We start from the raw sequence: 13,139 nt of genomic DNA, 5'->3' as shown, positions 1-13,139 counted from the left end.
ATGGCAGAAGAAAAAGAACCACTAGACAATAGTCGTTTGGGAAAATCCAAAAGAAAATTAGTACGATTGCAAAATGAATTAAATGATCAAATCGAAAAGATGTTTGAACACCAAAGAAAGACCAACGGTCAACCAATGAACGATAAGAGAAACGGGCATTCTTGGTTTAGGCAACAAGAACGAATCGAAAATAAAGTCCAAAGTCTGAGAGAAGAGATCAAGCAACAAGAAAAACAGGTAGAAAAACTTGAAAGACAAGAAGAGCTAAAGGAAATGGGTTATAACAAGTACGGTGGCCTGGATATGACGATCGAAAATATTCCAAGAATCAAAGAAGAAATCGAACGCTTTGAAAAAGGTGAATCGACTTTTTCAGCTGCCACGATCCGAAAATACCAACGAAAATTGGAAACATTAGAACAGCTGAAAGAAAAATCAGAGAAAGGAAAAGAAAATATTCTTCCTGAAGTACAAGCGATCATTGACAGCGGACGAGTGACGCAATGGAAAAAGAATCCAACTATCTATTTTCTGAAAGGCTATCGAAAAGTCGCTTTAGAACTCAATGAAAACGGGGGATTTGAGGAATCTAAAAAATACCAAGCCACGTCGGAAGAAGAAAAGGCAGCTGTTCGTGAATTACTTGAAGAAGCTACACCTACTGATTCTGTGAAGGAGAAAGAAACCGATCATTTCTATCGAGTAGAATTCAACGAAAATGATCCAGCAAAAGGGTTGAAAAGTTATGGTGGGGAGATCGTAACACTAGAATTGATCGATCAACTCAAAACACTGGATAACCAATACGCCGCAGAAGCAGGCTATTATAAATTCTATTTTGAAGAAGTGAAGAATGGAGAAGTAGTAGATCAGATACGAATGGATCTAGGGGATGGCGTCAATAGTAATCACCCCATCTATTTAGAGTTAGCTAGATTGTGCGAACAAGTACGTGAGAAGGAACAAAAACAAACAGTCAAAAATGAACCTATTTCAAAAGTACAAAATGAGATTAAAGAGACAAAAACAAAACAAAAGGGTTATCAAAAACGAACGGCAGAAGAGATTAAGCAAGAAGTCAAATCACTTTCCCAACAGGCGCTTGATGCGGTGAAAAAGCATACTCATTCACCTGAAGACGTCAAAGAACTTTTGAATTTTATGTCTCGTTTTCCAGAACGATCCTTTAGAAATCAATTATTGATCGAGGAACAATTTCCAGGCGCAACGGCTTGTTTAGGTCGTGCCGCGTTGAAAAAAGAAGGAATCTATATCAAAAAAGGGGAACAAGGGAACAAGATCTTTGTCAGAAAAACGGTCAAAGGATTTTATGAGAAAGGACGTGGCTTTGTTCGAGAAACAGAGGCTACACCAGAAGATAAAAAACGAATCGAAAGTGGTCAAATCGAAGTGATCAAAAAACCTTACTACACGATTGAAAAAGTGTTTGATATCACACAAACACAATTGAAGCCTGAAGACTATCCGAAAATCTTCCCGAACCGCGTCTTTGATTTTCAATTGGATCAAACAGGGCATACAGAACTTCAAGTTGGGATTCAAGCGGTAGCCAAAAATATTGGAATTCAAATTCGAGATATGACAGAAAGTGAAGTCTATCAAAGAGAATTAGGACAAGCACGTGGGGCGTACGTTCGTAACGAATTTACTGGCGAAGAAGAAATCGTCATGAATACTCGAAATACTCCTACGCAGCATTTAGCCACAAGTATTCACGAATTAGCCCATGCTAGAATGCACAAATTTTCAGAATTAGATACTGCAACAAAAGAACTACAGGCAGAAATGACCTCCTATATTGTGTGCAAGCATTTTGGGATGGACACCTCGGAGAAAGCTATTCCTTATATTGCGACATGGACGAAGAATGGTCAGACGTTGGATGATAAGGAAGCTGCGGAACGTGGGAAAATCATGAATGATGTCAGTCGTTTCGCAAATGAATTCATTCAAACCATTTCTAATGAAATCAATCAATACAGAGAAAGAGAACCAGAGATCCAGCCAGCAGAAGTGAAGCAGGATGAGAAAAATGTTGTAGAAACAGCAGAACAAAAGAATATTGTGCTCGTTGGCTCACTTTGGATCGACAAGAAAGACGGGAAAGTCCTGGAAGAAGACACGGGCCGAACGTTACATTTGAAGGATGCGGCGTTTATTGAAGATACGCAGCATAATCAAGTGATTTTAAAAGGAAAAAGTTATGGAAAAGAGATTCAAACGGCGTTACCTTCAGAAGAATTTGCGCTAGGAAATCCATTCCGATTTTCACTTGAAACAGTGTCAGAAGTGGCCAAACGAAAAAATGAAATCTATTATGAACAACAATTGTCACAAAAAGAACGCGTATAAAACAAGTAAAAAAGACTATCTGAAAAACGGATAGTCTTTTTTCTTTTGGGAGGTTTGAAAATGACCGAGAAAAAAATGAGTCTTATTGATCGATGTAAAAAGATCGATATAGTGGATTTTGCTCGAAACAATGGAATGGCTGTAGTCAATAAAGGACGAGACTATCGCTTAGAAGACCATGATTCATTTGTTTTTGATCGAAGAAAACAACGTTTTTATTGGAACAGTCAAAATATTAGTGGCGACATTATTGAATTAGCTAAACTTTTTTTCATAGACAAAGAGATTCAAGACTCTAAGCAACAATTTAAAGCAGCCACAGATTTTATTCTAAAGAATGAAGACAAAACAGAACGAGTAGAAAATCTTCATTTTGAGACAGAAAAGTACAAAGATCACCCCGTTGATTATCAACCACTCACAGAAAAAGGAAGGAATTATTTGAAGGAAGAACGAAAACTGCCCGATTGGTTGATTGATTATGCAGAAAAAGAAGGATTGATCGCCGAACTAAAGCTAAAACATGAACGGCAAAATTTCTTAGTTCAAGACGATCGTTTGGATCATGCGGTCGCCTTTTTATGGAAAGATCCACAGACAAAAGAGACAGTAGGGGCGAGTTATCAAGGAACATTCATTGATTATGAACGTTTTGGTGAGAGAGGCACATATAAGCATATAGATAAAAATTCGACAGCGAATCATGGATTTAACCTAAAGATCGGTGACCCTAAACAGTTAAAATTTTTTGAGAGTAGTATTGATTTACTTAGCTATGCTGCACTGAATCGTGATCAGTTAAACGATACGTGGTTAGTCTCTATGGAAGGGTTAAAACACCATGTGATCAGTCATTATTTTGGTGAGGCAGTATCTGAATTGAGAAAGAAACAAGCCTTTCCTCAATCCATTGAGATTTGTGTGGATAATGACCGTGCAGGACATATTTTCTACGAAAAAGAACAATTAATGGGCGCAGTTGATCCATTTACGAATCAGAAAGTACGTTGTGAACGAGGAATCGCTAATGATTGGCAAGTGCCAAAAGAATACAAAGTCATTTATGAAGAAGTTGCAAAAGAAATGAAAGTTGAACCTGAAGCAATTATGGCCATACACAAGACAGAAAACAATCTGCAATTAACGAACCAACTGGTTTCCGCTCACAAAGTAAATGCGTCTTTTGGTCAGCAGCTTTCTGTTAACGATTCAATAGAAGCTATTAATTTGAAAGATATTTGTAGAGAAGTCGCAAAAGAATTAAAAGGTTGTGAACGCGTGGATGGTACGTACGATTTTGATCGTTTTTATCAAGAAAAAGGGGATATTAATGCTCAGATTCTTTTCTCTTATAAAGCAGAACAATACTACAAAGGCTATAAAAATCATGAACATGAATTTGTACCTGAAGTAAAAAAGGATTGGAATGATCAATTGAAGCATGAAATCCACCAACAAGAGATCAGAAAGCAAAAACGTGCGATGTTGTTTCAACAAAGCAAACAACAAGAAAGGGAGTGAAATCGTCATGATGAAAACCGTTATTTTAGCAGAAAAGCCGTCACAAGCGAAAGCTTATGCCGATAGCTTCTCTAAAGCCACCCGAAAAGACGGGTATTTTGAAATCCAAGATAGATTGTTTCCTGGTGAAACTGTGATCACGTATGGTTTTGGTCATTTAGTCGAGTTAGATTCGCCCGATATGTACGATGAAAATTGGAAACAATGGTCATTAGAGCATTTGCCTATTTTCCCTACACATTATCACTATCATGTTCCTAAAGATAAGAAAAAGCAATTCAAGGTGGTGAAACAGCAACTTCAATCGGCCGACACCATTATTATTGCGACAGATAGCGATCGTGAAGGGGAACTGATAGCTTGGACGATCATTCAACAAGCAGGCGCCGATCATGGAAAGATATTTAAAAGACTTTGGATCAACTCCTTAGAAAAAGAAGCCATTTATCAGGGATTCCAGCAATTACGAGACGCAGAAGAGACCTATCCCAAATTTGAAGAAGCACAAGCACGCCAGATCGCTGATTGGTTGATCGGCATGAACGGCAGCCCACTGTATAGTTTACTCTTGCAGCAAAAAGGCATACCAGGAAGTTTTTCCTTAGGCAGAGTCCAAACCCCAACGCTTTACATGATTTATCAGCTGCAGGAAAAGATTAGAAACTTCCAAAAAGAGCCTTATTTTGAAGGAAAAGCCCAAGTAATCGCTCAAAATGGCGCATTTGATGCGAAGCTTGATCCGAATGAAACCCAAGCGACGCAAGAAGCATTTGAAGATTATTTAAAAGAAAAGGGGGTTCAATTGGGAAAACAGCCAGGTACGATCCACCAAGTTGAAACCGAGAAAAAAAGTGCGGCAAGTCCACGTCTTTTTTCTCTATCCAGCCTTCAGTCTAAAATGAATCAGCTCATGAAAGCTAGTGCCAAAGATACTTTGGAAGCCATACAAGGGTTGTATGAAGGGAAATATCTAAGCTACCCACGAACAGATACCCCTTATATTACAGAAGGGGAGTATGCGTATCTGTTGGATCACTTAGACGAATACAAACACTTTTTAAAGGCCGAAGCCATTCCTACTCCTATTCATACACCGAATAGTCGATATGTGAATAATAAGAAAGTCCAGGAACATTACGCGATCATTCCTACAAAAACGGTCATGACGGCAGCGGCTTTTGAACAATTAAGTCCACTGCAGCAGGCCATTTATGAACAAGTGTTAAAAACAACGGTGGCCATGTTTGCGGAAAAATATACCTATGAAGAAACAACGATCTTGACGCAAGTTCAGCAGCTTCAGTTAAAAGCAATCGGAAAAGTGCCGGTAGATCTAGGTTGGAAGAAGTTATTTGGAAAAGAGAGCGACGGAAAAGAGAAGGAAGAAGAGCCGCTACTTCCTAAAGTGACAAAAGGAGAAATGGTGACGGTAGATCTACAAGTCCTTGAAAAAGAAACCAAGCCACCACAACCTTATACCGAAGGTACGTTGATCACTGCGATGAAAACAGCTGGGAAAACCGTGGATAGTGAAGAAGCGCAATCCATATTGAAAGAAGTAGAAGGAATCGGTACAGAAGCGACACGGGCAAATATTATTGAAATCTTGAAACAAAAGGAATATATCAAGGTAGAGAAAAATAAGCTCGTGGTGACGAATAAAGGGATTTTGCTTTGCCAAGCCGTGGAAAAAGAGCCGCTGCTTACGAGCGCCGAAATGACCGCCAAATGGGAAAGCTACTTATTAAAGATTGGAGAACGAAAAGGAACACAAACCACTTTTCTAGCTAATATCCAAAAATTTGTCTCTCACTTATTGGAAGTCGTACCAGGGCAAATCCAATCCATTGATTTTGGATCGACGTTACAAGAAGTGAAAGCAGCCAGTGAAAAGCAAGAAGCCGCGCGTCATTTAGGAATTTGTCCAAAATGCCAGGAACAAGAAGTCATACTTTATCAAAAGGTGGCAGCATGTACGTCTGAAGTCTGTGATTTTAAATTATGGACAACGATTGCCAAAAAGAAACTCACAGCGACACAGCTGAAGGAGATTATTCAAAATAGCCGAACAAGCCAACCAGTGAAAGGGTTAAAAGGTCAGAAGGGTTCGTTTGAAGCAACGATTGTTTTAAAAGAAGACTTCACTACAGGCTTTGAATTTTCTGAAAAGAAAAAAACGAACTTCAAGAAAAGAACACGACGCACTACAAAATAATGGAGGGTTAATCTTATGCGTAATACAACACACAAACAACAAGAAATCGAAAATCAAAAAGCCAAAATTCGTTCAGAACAGGAAAAAATGCGTGCCAGCAAACGAAGACTGCAGCAATTAAAGAACCAGCAACGGATTCAAAAAGAAATCGAATTAGATCGATAAAATCTTCCTGATTGTTGTATACGTATAAACTTATGTTATACTATATTTATAAGTTTATACGTATACAAAGGAGGGAGAAAATGACAAAAGCAATGGTATATAAGCTACTAGAAGAATTTAATGGAACTTTGGCTTTGAAGGATGCTAAAAAAGCGGGCATTTCTCCTGTTACGATCAAACGTATGGTAGATCGAGGGGAGCTGGATCGAGAGTATCCAGGTTTTTTCACCTTACCTGGTCAATTTCCTGATGAATTGTTTATGGCGCAAAAAAAATATGAACGCGGCATTATTTCACATATTACCGCGTTAGATTTGTATGATTTAACAGATATGATCCCTAGACAGATCGATCTGACTGTACCTTATGGTTATCACGTTTCTGAAAAAGGATTGAAGGAATTCGCAGTTGAGCTACACTATACAAAAGCGGAATGGTATGAATTAGGTAAGATTGAAATAAAAAGTCGCTATGGGAATCCTATTATAGCTTATGATCCAGAAAGAACTTTATGTGACATTTGGAATCCCTGGTATACCGTTGAGGATGAAATCAAAGTAAAAGCAATCAAAAACTATATGGAGTCGGACAGAAAAAATCTTAGAAAATTGAATGAGTATCGACGAATTTTACCAACAGACAAAACGATGCGTTCTTATATTATGGCTTTAAATTAAAGGAGAAGATACATGACACCTACGCAGTTAAAAGCAAAAGTGAAGAATATTTCTAGAGAAAAAGAAGTTGATCCGCAGCTTGTTTTAAGACATTTTATGATGGAAAAATTCTTGGAAAAAATCTCAGAGTCTCCTTATCGTGAAAATTTTGTGTTAAAAGGCGGCTTCTTGATTGGCTCAAAGTACGGCATTGAAAATCGCACAACCAAAGATATTGATACGACTTTACGGGAAATGAAAGTAACCAAAGAAACATTAACAACGGTTCTAAACGAAATTTTTTCAACGCCGACGAAAGAAGGCATTCAATTTGAGATTCAAGGAATGAAAGAAACGAGAGAAGCCGATTACTATCCAGGATTTAGCTTACGTGTGCTGGCACATTTGGAAAACATGCGGCCAGATTTTAAGGTAGATGTGACTACAGGTGACTCGATCTATCCTGCAACGATCACTCACAGTCATAAATTGATGTTTGAGGATCGAACGATTCCTTTGGAATCCTATCCTACAGAACAAATTATTGCTGAAAAATTAAGTGCAACCTTTGATTTTTTAACAGATAATTCGAGAGGAAAAGATTTTTATGATCTCTATACTATTCCTAAAATGGAGAAGATCGATGAGAAGACCTTGAAAGATAGTGTGAGAAATACATTTACACGTCGAGGAAAAACTGATCCGTTAAAGATATACTATGAAAAGGATATGGATGTACTGAAAAATAGTCACGAGCTAAAAGATACCTGGAAGAAATATCAAAAAAGCAATCCTTATGCTGCGTCGATCACGTACGATGAGACAATGGATTCGATTAGTAATTTGATGGAAAAAGTGATTCACGTCGAAGAAAAAGAGCGAAAACTAGCTTATCAAAGACACCAACAGATGAATAGAGAAATGGAGAGATAAAGATGATTAATAATGTGACATTAGTAGGACGCTTAACCAAAGATCCTTACCGCAAGTGGTACTGCAGTAGCGACTTTTACCCTAGCCGTCAACCGAAATTTCACGAATCAAAACGGCAATCGAGAAGCCGATTTTATTAACTGCGTGATTTGGCGCAAACCAGCAGAAACAATGGCGACATTAGCTAAAAAAGGTAGCTTGATTGGTGTAGTTGGGCGGATTCAAACGCGGACTTACGACAACCAGCAAGGACAACGTGTATATGTGACTGAAGTTGTAGCAGATAACTTTCAACTATTAGAAAATAAAGCAGCGACAGAGAGCCGTGCGCACGCTGATCAATCGTCCACCAGTCCAAGCACCGCCACCTTTGAACAACGGATACAGCGACGCCTAACAACAATGGATTGAACGCTTCACAGAATCCATTTGGTGGACAATCAATCGATATTAGCGATGATGATCTACCGTTTTAGTTTGAGAAAGAAGGAGTAAGCATGGCAAAAAAAATTAGTCTGACGATGGATCTATTGATACCCGTAATTGCATTTATAGACGGGATTTCTTTGGGCGTCACTGAAAATCCTTTGGTAAATAGAATTGCGAAAGGATCACTATTTCTTGTATTCGTGTATCTTGTCTGTTCTTATCTTTTAAAAAGAGCAGGAAAGGATAATTCCTTTTGGCGATTGACTAAAGTCACAGTAGCAGCGACAGCTGTTATACTTACGGCTATTCTACCGCTTTATATGTAGAGTTAACGGGAAATCGTTGAACTTCTTGCGAAATATTGCTATAATGAACATGAAAAAGAGGAGTTGCGCTAACAACCCCTCATTAACAGCACCGATTAAAGAACGATGGCAGAATATTAGTTATTTGGAAATAACCGCTGACCTGCTAAAGTAGACGGTTATTTCTTTTTGTCATTTTTAAGCATATTTACAATCAAACTAATCAAAGCAATGGTAAACATACCAAAACCAAGAATGGTTTGAATTGTCTCATATGCGGACAAAAGGCTTACTCCTTTCATAGATTTTAGCACTTACATTCATAAGCACCACCACCTTTCCAGAAGTCGCCACCGTCTTCAAACTTTACTGTCTTGACTATTATAGCATATCTAAAATCGAATAAAAATTCTCAATTTTAGCTGTTTTTGCTATAATTTTAGCGAGGTGATCGTGATGGAACAATATATTGGTTTACTCGATAAAATTAGGGTGATCAAGACACAGCCATTGCTTGTGCGATTTACATTACGCACGAGTCATGAACCAATCAATTGTGTAGTGGCCAATATAGAAATAGCGGATAAATTGCTGATTTTGGAAGAAGGCAAGTATACTATTTCAGTGACAGGTCAATTCAATAAACGAAATCAACTAGTCATTGAATCAATGCAAATTAGAAACCCTGATCATTTTACGCGATCGATGGGCATATAAAAGAAGAGCTGCAGTCCTAAATGAGGATTGCAGCTCTTTTTGTTTTACATAGAAACAAGAAAAATGAAAAGGCCTTTTTAGGAAGGCGCAAGCGCCTTCTCAATTGAAAAACCTCTCTCTCACTCCAACCGCCACCGCCGTTCGAGAAGAAAGGAAGTGAACGTTGCACGTTCACTAAGATAAGGGGTCTTGCAAAGCAAGACAAAATAGAAAAAACCTCCTCTCACCAAAAGGTTCGTTCCTGTTCGCTATCTCTTTATTGATTTGCTAGACCGGCAACAAGTTGCCTTTTATCACCAAAAAGTGACAAGGACAAGGGTAAATGGCACGCTGCGCGCCCTTGTCCTTGTCGCTTTTCGTTGATTCATTCTGGCCAACAAATCAATAAAGAAAGAACTAACGAAAGGAAGTAAAACCTTTCCTAAGAGGAGGCAGAATCAATCATGCGAAAGAAATTTGATTATTGGGGTGTTCCCTTCAGCGAATTATTCCCAAACTATCATGCACCACATACTGTCGAATGCGATTGTGGAGAAAGAGCGAAATGTATCAAAAGCTATTGTTTGTATCAATGTCCAACATGCGGGAAAAAATATACCTTGTCTTATGGCGATTATATTTTGATTGAGGAGAAAGGAAAGAAACGCTGTTGAAAACACAACACAAATTATTGACTGTAAAAGAAGTCGTTCAAATTTTGGTGGACAAAGAAGTCATTTCTGAAAAAGTAGCAGAAGCTTTATTTATTCCGCGGTACTGGACGATAGAAACCCCTTTAGTAGAGGATGCACCGACTATGCTATTTCAAGACCTAGTGAAGATTGCAGGATGTGAACTGCATTATCAAGAAAACTTGGAAACTTATGAAAACGAATATTGGTTAACCAAATTAGAGAACTAAAAAGGAGAAAAAAATATGGCTCAAAATTACTATGACGAATTTGTCAAATTACCTTTGGATAAAATGGCACAAAAAATGGAGGATATGACGTTCCTATACAACGAAACACGTGTTCCAAAAAAACATTATAAAGAAAAATTGTCGGTAGCTGTGGAAGAAATGATTGAATCAGGTGTCGAAATGAATCTTATTGCGACGTACTATCGAACACTGGAAGAACTGAAAAAGCAAAATGCAAAATGGTTTTTCCAAGCCTTACTATGCTTGGAAATAGGTGTCAAACCAAGCACTATTAAACCTTCTGAATACCAGGCTTTAGAACTAACGTATGCGAAATTTATCGAAACGAAAAAAGCCAAGACTGTTTCAAGTGAATGGTTAGATTATTTTGAAAATATCAATAAGTATGGCGCATATTACACCATGAAAAAGGAAGACAACGAAAATGAATAAGGTGATTTGTCAACTAACAACGGATTCCATATCAACGATTTGAAAGAAAAAAAGGTCAATAATCATTTATACCGAAAAGTGAGAATGTGTGGAATAAGGACAAAAAAAGCCTAGTAACTAAGGGAATGGTTCTTATTTCGCACCAACCGCCCCCGCCGCTTAGGTGGTGCGAAATAAACGGGCAAAGCCCGATAACTTAAGAGAAAGAAGGTGATCCATTTGAAAAAGATTATTCCCTTATTGTTAGTACTGTTTGTTGGCGAAATACTTATGCGAGATAGTGCAGCTGTACAGTTAAACCTCGCTGTATTTTTGGCAATACTGGTGTTTTGTTTGATCTTTTGGCGGTTTGTATTAGTCCTCGTGAGTCTACTATTCAAGATGATTGCAGCCATATTTTTCATGGGGTTATTTCGATGAAAGGAGAGAGTACCAATGCCAATTGCAATAGGAAATAAACGGTTACCCGTGACATTAGATGAAAAGAGACAAAAAGAATTGCAGCAACTAAAGCAGAAGTACGGCAAAAGTGAATCCAGGATTATGTGTATTGCGTTAGATTTATTGATTGCCAAGAAAAAGCAGGATTTGAGGTACCAGCACTAAGAAAGTGACGTCACTTTTTATACTAAAACCTAAAAGTGATATCACTTTTAGACAATGGAAAAGGTGGAAATAAGATGAAGAAAAAACAAACTAAACTATCGTTAGCAGATATTTTAACACAGTTAACCGCAACTGAAGATGGTGTTGTAGAATTTGAACGATCTGAAATTTCGGTAGTAGATGATCGTTACTTTAAAATGCCTTACTTTTTTGACCAAGCAAAGGTCATTTGCCTTTGTGGCTACGATGGGGTACGTGATTACTTTGGAATTAGAATTACTGAAGAAAAAGTCGTTTGGGTAAACAATCATACAGAATTAGGTGCGCTAGCCTTTGAAGGAACTGTATTGGACAATATCTCTATTGTATTCGAGGAAGAAAGCTTTACGCTTGAATGCGATAAGTTAACCCGATATATCGATCCAAAATTCTATGAGGATAAAAACCTGGCATGGGAACTGGCTTTATAGACAGAGTGCTAGTGCAAGTAAAGGAAGAAAGGAAGATCACCATGAAATACAATTTATTAGACCATAAGCGAATGTGGGTAGAGAAATTAGAGGAAGACTTAGAACAGTTGGAATTGTTAGGTCATAATAAGACTTCAACGGTGTATAAAGAAGGACTAAAACGAACGAAAAAAGCACAAAAAGAACTAGCAACACTGGAAAGTAGGGTTCAGAAAAAAGAAGTAGACTTAACACACACTTACCTTTAGGAGTAGAAAATGGCAGACAAGAGAAAAGAAAAGATTCAAAAATTACTGGCGCTTGCGGCGGATGTAAATGATGAGGAATCAATGAGCGCATTAGCCAAAGCCCAGCAATTGATGATGGACTATGATCTTACTGAAGATGAGATTTTCAATTATCATGAGCAGCAACGGATAGAAGCAGTAGAAACGCACGTGATCTATCGTGGACGTCCGCAAAAATGGCTGTATCGTTTATTTAAAAATTAAGATAAAAAAGGCTAGTTAACAGGTTTGTTGACTGGCCTTTTTTGATATGTTTGTACATGTTTTATTGTGTTTTAATTTTTCTCTTTTTTATAGCAAGCTCCTTTTATAATAAATATTCCGAAAAGTGAAGACCATTTTTTATTTATTAAGACTATTATTATTAGTGAGATAAAATTTGATTGATCTTACAGAATATTGGTGACGATTATGACACTAAAGATACTATTTATGAAAATTTTGCAAAAATGTTCTGAAAATTACATATAATTGTTTTATAAAAAAGGGAGGCAATTATATGAAGAAAAAATTTGTTAGTATTTTTTGATTTTAGGAATTGTTTTATTGAGTGTATCTACTTTAGGAATTACAGTAGATGCTGCAACTTATTATGGAAATGGTGTTTATTGTAATACTCAAAAATGTTGGGTAGATTGGAGTAGAGCTCGCTCTGAGATTGTTGATAGAGGAGTAAAAGCTTACGTTAATGGTTTTACGAAAGTGCTAGGTGGAGTCGGTGGAAGATAAAAAAGAAAAACTTTTTGACTTAATTGCGAATGCATATAATTCAAAGTCATATAATAATGTAGAAGTAAAAGAAGGATTTCTTCAAGATGCTAAGAAAATACGAGAGGATAAACCATATCCTGAAATTATTATATCAGTGTACAAACATTTATCTAAATTAAAAGCTGAGGAACGCATAAATATCAATGAAATTAAGTGCTTAATGGAATTTATCAAAGAAGATTACACAAAATTGAGTGCTAAAGAGTTGAGAAAATATGATATTGGTTATGGTGCCATGTCTATGCCTTATATTTTTTAATTAAAAATGAATAGTATTATCTGAGTTAACGCAAAAGAAGCTAATTTAACCCGTGGTGCTAGTTAATTTTTTCCTAGA

General features: G+C 37.3%; 18 protein-coding genes and 2 pseudogenes. 18 read left to right on the top strand and 2 right to left on the bottom strand.

Going from position 1 to position 13,139, the window contains the following annotated elements; genetic code table 11:
- The 8 genes and pseudogenes from HMPREF2731_RS05750 to HMPREF2731_RS05715 all read left to right on the top strand — a co-directional run bounded on the left by HMPREF2731_RS05750 (position 1) and on the right by HMPREF2731_RS05715 (position 8,618).
- A complete protein-coding gene (locus tag HMPREF2731_RS05750; protein ID WP_070872547.1) occupies positions 1–2,373 on the top strand; it encodes an ArdC-like ssDNA-binding domain-containing protein in 2,373 nt (790 codons plus the stop codon).
- Between the two features lie 60 nt (positions 2,374–2,433).
- The gene (locus HMPREF2731_RS05745) at positions 2,434–3,894 is read left to right on the top strand and encodes a toprim domain-containing protein (RefSeq protein ID WP_070872546.1); all 1,461 of its coding nucleotides are present in this window, start codon (positions 2,434–2,436) and stop codon (positions 3,892–3,894) included.
- A 10-nt stretch (positions 3,895–3,904) separates the two neighbouring features.
- Positions 3,905–6,109, top strand: coding sequence for a type IA DNA topoisomerase (topB, locus tag HMPREF2731_RS05740; protein ID WP_070872559.1), 2,205 nt, complete (start codon positions 3,905–3,907; stop codon positions 6,107–6,109).
- A 15-nt stretch (positions 6,110–6,124) separates the two neighbouring features.
- Positions 6,125–6,274, top strand: a complete 150-nt coding sequence (locus HMPREF2731_RS15055) for a hypothetical protein (RefSeq protein WP_002295632.1) — start codon at positions 6,125–6,127, stop codon at positions 6,272–6,274.
- Positions 6,275–6,354: 80 nt separating this feature from the next.
- On the top strand, positions 6,355–6,951 hold the full coding sequence (locus HMPREF2731_RS05730) for a type IV toxin-antitoxin system AbiEi family antitoxin domain-containing protein (RefSeq protein ID WP_002299811.1): 597 nt from the start codon (positions 6,355–6,357) through the stop codon (positions 6,949–6,951).
- A gap of 12 nt (positions 6,952–6,963) precedes the next feature.
- On the top strand, positions 6,964–7,863 hold the full coding sequence (locus tag HMPREF2731_RS05725) for a nucleotidyl transferase AbiEii/AbiGii toxin family protein (RefSeq protein ID WP_002301800.1): 900 nt from the start codon (positions 6,964–6,966) through the stop codon (positions 7,861–7,863).
- A 2-nt stretch (positions 7,864–7,865) separates the two neighbouring features.
- A pseudogene (ssb, locus tag HMPREF2731_RS05720) lies at positions 7,866–8,339 on the top strand (single-stranded DNA-binding protein).
- A 21-nt stretch (positions 8,340–8,360) separates the two neighbouring features.
- Entirely contained in the window at positions 8,361–8,618 is a 258-nt protein-coding gene (locus HMPREF2731_RS05715) for a hypothetical protein (RefSeq protein ID WP_002295625.1), read from the top strand.
- A gap of 158 nt (positions 8,619–8,776) precedes the next feature.
- Here the strand turns inward: HMPREF2731_RS05715 and HMPREF2731_RS05710 are convergent, their stop codons facing one another.
- Positions 8,777–8,899 carry a putative holin-like toxin gene (locus HMPREF2731_RS05710; RefSeq protein WP_002295624.1) on the bottom strand — a complete coding sequence of 41 codons (123 nt, stop codon included), beginning with the start codon at positions 8,897–8,899 and terminating at the stop codon, positions 8,777–8,779.
- A gap of 154 nt (positions 8,900–9,053) precedes the next feature.
- Between HMPREF2731_RS05710 and HMPREF2731_RS05705 the strand changes: the two genes are divergently transcribed.
- The 4 genes from HMPREF2731_RS05705 (at position 9,054) to HMPREF2731_RS05690 (ending at position 10,668) form a co-directional block, all read left to right on the top strand.
- Positions 9,054–9,314, top strand: a complete 261-nt coding sequence (locus HMPREF2731_RS05705; RefSeq protein ID WP_002316757.1) for a hypothetical protein — start codon at positions 9,054–9,056, stop codon at positions 9,312–9,314.
- A gap of 443 nt (positions 9,315–9,757) precedes the next feature.
- A complete protein-coding gene (locus HMPREF2731_RS05700) occupies positions 9,758–9,967 on the top strand; it encodes a hypothetical protein (protein ID WP_002316758.1) in 210 nt (69 codons plus the stop codon).
- Positions 9,964–10,215, top strand: coding sequence for a hypothetical protein (locus HMPREF2731_RS05695; protein WP_002314430.1), 252 nt, complete (start codon positions 9,964–9,966; stop codon positions 10,213–10,215). The genes HMPREF2731_RS05700 and HMPREF2731_RS05695 overlap by 4 nt, the downstream gene beginning before the upstream one ends.
- 15 nt (positions 10,216–10,230) lie before the next feature.
- On the top strand, positions 10,231–10,668 hold the full coding sequence (locus HMPREF2731_RS05690) for a hypothetical protein (RefSeq protein ID WP_002314431.1): 438 nt from the start codon (positions 10,231–10,233) through the stop codon (positions 10,666–10,668).
- Positions 10,669–10,778: 110 nt separating this feature from the next.
- Here HMPREF2731_RS05690 and HMPREF2731_RS15505 read toward each other — a convergent pair whose 3' ends face one another.
- Entirely contained in the window at positions 10,779–11,006 is a 228-nt protein-coding gene (locus tag HMPREF2731_RS15505; RefSeq protein WP_313960111.1) for a hypothetical protein, read from the bottom strand.
- Between the two features lie 97 nt (positions 11,007–11,103).
- Between HMPREF2731_RS15505 and HMPREF2731_RS15050 the strand changes: the two genes are divergently transcribed.
- The 6 genes and pseudogenes from HMPREF2731_RS15050 (at position 11,104) to HMPREF2731_RS05660 (ending at position 13,061) form a co-directional block, all read left to right on the top strand.
- Complete coding sequence (locus HMPREF2731_RS15050; RefSeq protein ID WP_002293544.1) at positions 11,104–11,274, top strand: hypothetical protein; 171 nt, start codon at positions 11,104–11,106, stop codon at positions 11,272–11,274.
- A gap of 74 nt (positions 11,275–11,348) precedes the next feature.
- Positions 11,349–11,744 (top strand): hypothetical protein, encoded by a 396-nt coding sequence (locus tag HMPREF2731_RS05680; protein ID WP_002293546.1) that lies wholly within the window; start codon positions 11,349–11,351, stop codon positions 11,742–11,744.
- Between the two features lie 41 nt (positions 11,745–11,785).
- Positions 11,786–11,992 carry a hypothetical protein gene (locus HMPREF2731_RS05675; RefSeq protein ID WP_002328873.1) on the top strand — a complete coding sequence of 69 codons (207 nt, stop codon included), beginning with the start codon at positions 11,786–11,788 and terminating at the stop codon, positions 11,990–11,992.
- Between the two features lie 9 nt (positions 11,993–12,001).
- Positions 12,002–12,223 (top strand): annotated as a pseudogene (locus HMPREF2731_RS05670) (DUF2786 domain-containing protein); the annotation flags it as partial.
- A gap of 333 nt (positions 12,224–12,556) precedes the next feature.
- Positions 12,557–12,760: a leucocin A/sakacin P family class II bacteriocin gene (locus HMPREF2731_RS15500; protein WP_002307514.1), complete on the top strand. Its 204-nt coding sequence runs from the start codon at positions 12,557–12,559 to the stop codon at positions 12,758–12,760.
- Positions 12,750–13,061, top strand: a complete 312-nt coding sequence (locus HMPREF2731_RS05660) for a hypothetical protein (protein WP_002293551.1) — start codon at positions 12,750–12,752, stop codon at positions 13,059–13,061. Before HMPREF2731_RS15500 ends, HMPREF2731_RS05660 begins: the two co-directional genes overlap by 11 nt.
- Positions 13,062–13,139: the final 78 nt, after the last annotated feature.

It is taken from the genome of Enterococcus sp. HMSC072F02 (assembly GCF_001837725.1).
Lineage (GTDB): Bacteria > Bacillota > Bacilli > Lactobacillales > Enterococcaceae > Enterococcus_B > Enterococcus_B lactis.
The sequence above is the reverse complement of the archived record's forward strand: the minus strand, read 5'-3'. Positions and strand labels throughout refer to the sequence as shown.

What these genes read in the sequence shown, in the direction of transcription:
- HMPREF2731_RS15055 (WP_002295632.1), top strand. Translation starts at nt 6,125, where the DNA reads ATGCGTAATACAACACACAAACAACAAGAAATCGAAAATCAAAAAGCC.
- HMPREF2731_RS05730 (WP_002299811.1), top strand. Translation starts at nt 6,355, where the DNA reads ATGACAAAAGCAATGGTATATAAGCTACTAGAAGAATTTAATGGAACT.
- topB (WP_070872559.1), top strand. Translation starts at nt 3,905, where the DNA reads ATGAAAACCGTTATTTTAGCAGAAAAGCCGTCACAAGCGAAAGCTTAT.
- HMPREF2731_RS05745 (WP_070872546.1), top strand. Translation starts at nt 2,434, where the DNA reads ATGACCGAGAAAAAAATGAGTCTTATTGATCGATGTAAAAAGATCGAT.
- HMPREF2731_RS05710 (WP_002295624.1), bottom strand. Translation starts at nt 8,899, where the DNA reads ATGAAAGGAGTAAGCCTTTTGTCCGCATATGAGACAATTCAAACCATT.
- HMPREF2731_RS05700 (WP_002316758.1), top strand. Translation starts at nt 9,758, where the DNA reads ATGCGAAAGAAATTTGATTATTGGGGTGTTCCCTTCAGCGAATTATTC.
- HMPREF2731_RS05725 (WP_002301800.1), top strand. Translation starts at nt 6,964, where the DNA reads ATGACACCTACGCAGTTAAAAGCAAAAGTGAAGAATATTTCTAGAGAA.
- HMPREF2731_RS05680 (WP_002293546.1), top strand. Translation starts at nt 11,349, where the DNA reads ATGAAGAAAAAACAAACTAAACTATCGTTAGCAGATATTTTAACACAG.
- HMPREF2731_RS05715 (WP_002295625.1), top strand. Translation starts at nt 8,361, where the DNA reads ATGGCAAAAAAAATTAGTCTGACGATGGATCTATTGATACCCGTAATT.
- HMPREF2731_RS05675 (WP_002328873.1), top strand. Translation starts at nt 11,786, where the DNA reads ATGAAATACAATTTATTAGACCATAAGCGAATGTGGGTAGAGAAATTA.
- HMPREF2731_RS05750 (WP_070872547.1), top strand. Translation starts at nt 1, where the DNA reads ATGGCAGAAGAAAAAGAACCACTAGACAATAGTCGTTTGGGAAAATCC.
- HMPREF2731_RS05690 (WP_002314431.1), top strand. Translation starts at nt 10,231, where the DNA reads ATGGCTCAAAATTACTATGACGAATTTGTCAAATTACCTTTGGATAAA.
- HMPREF2731_RS05705 (WP_002316757.1), top strand. Translation starts at nt 9,054, where the DNA reads ATGGAACAATATATTGGTTTACTCGATAAAATTAGGGTGATCAAGACA.
- HMPREF2731_RS15050 (WP_002293544.1), top strand. Translation starts at nt 11,104, where the DNA reads ATGCCAATTGCAATAGGAAATAAACGGTTACCCGTGACATTAGATGAA.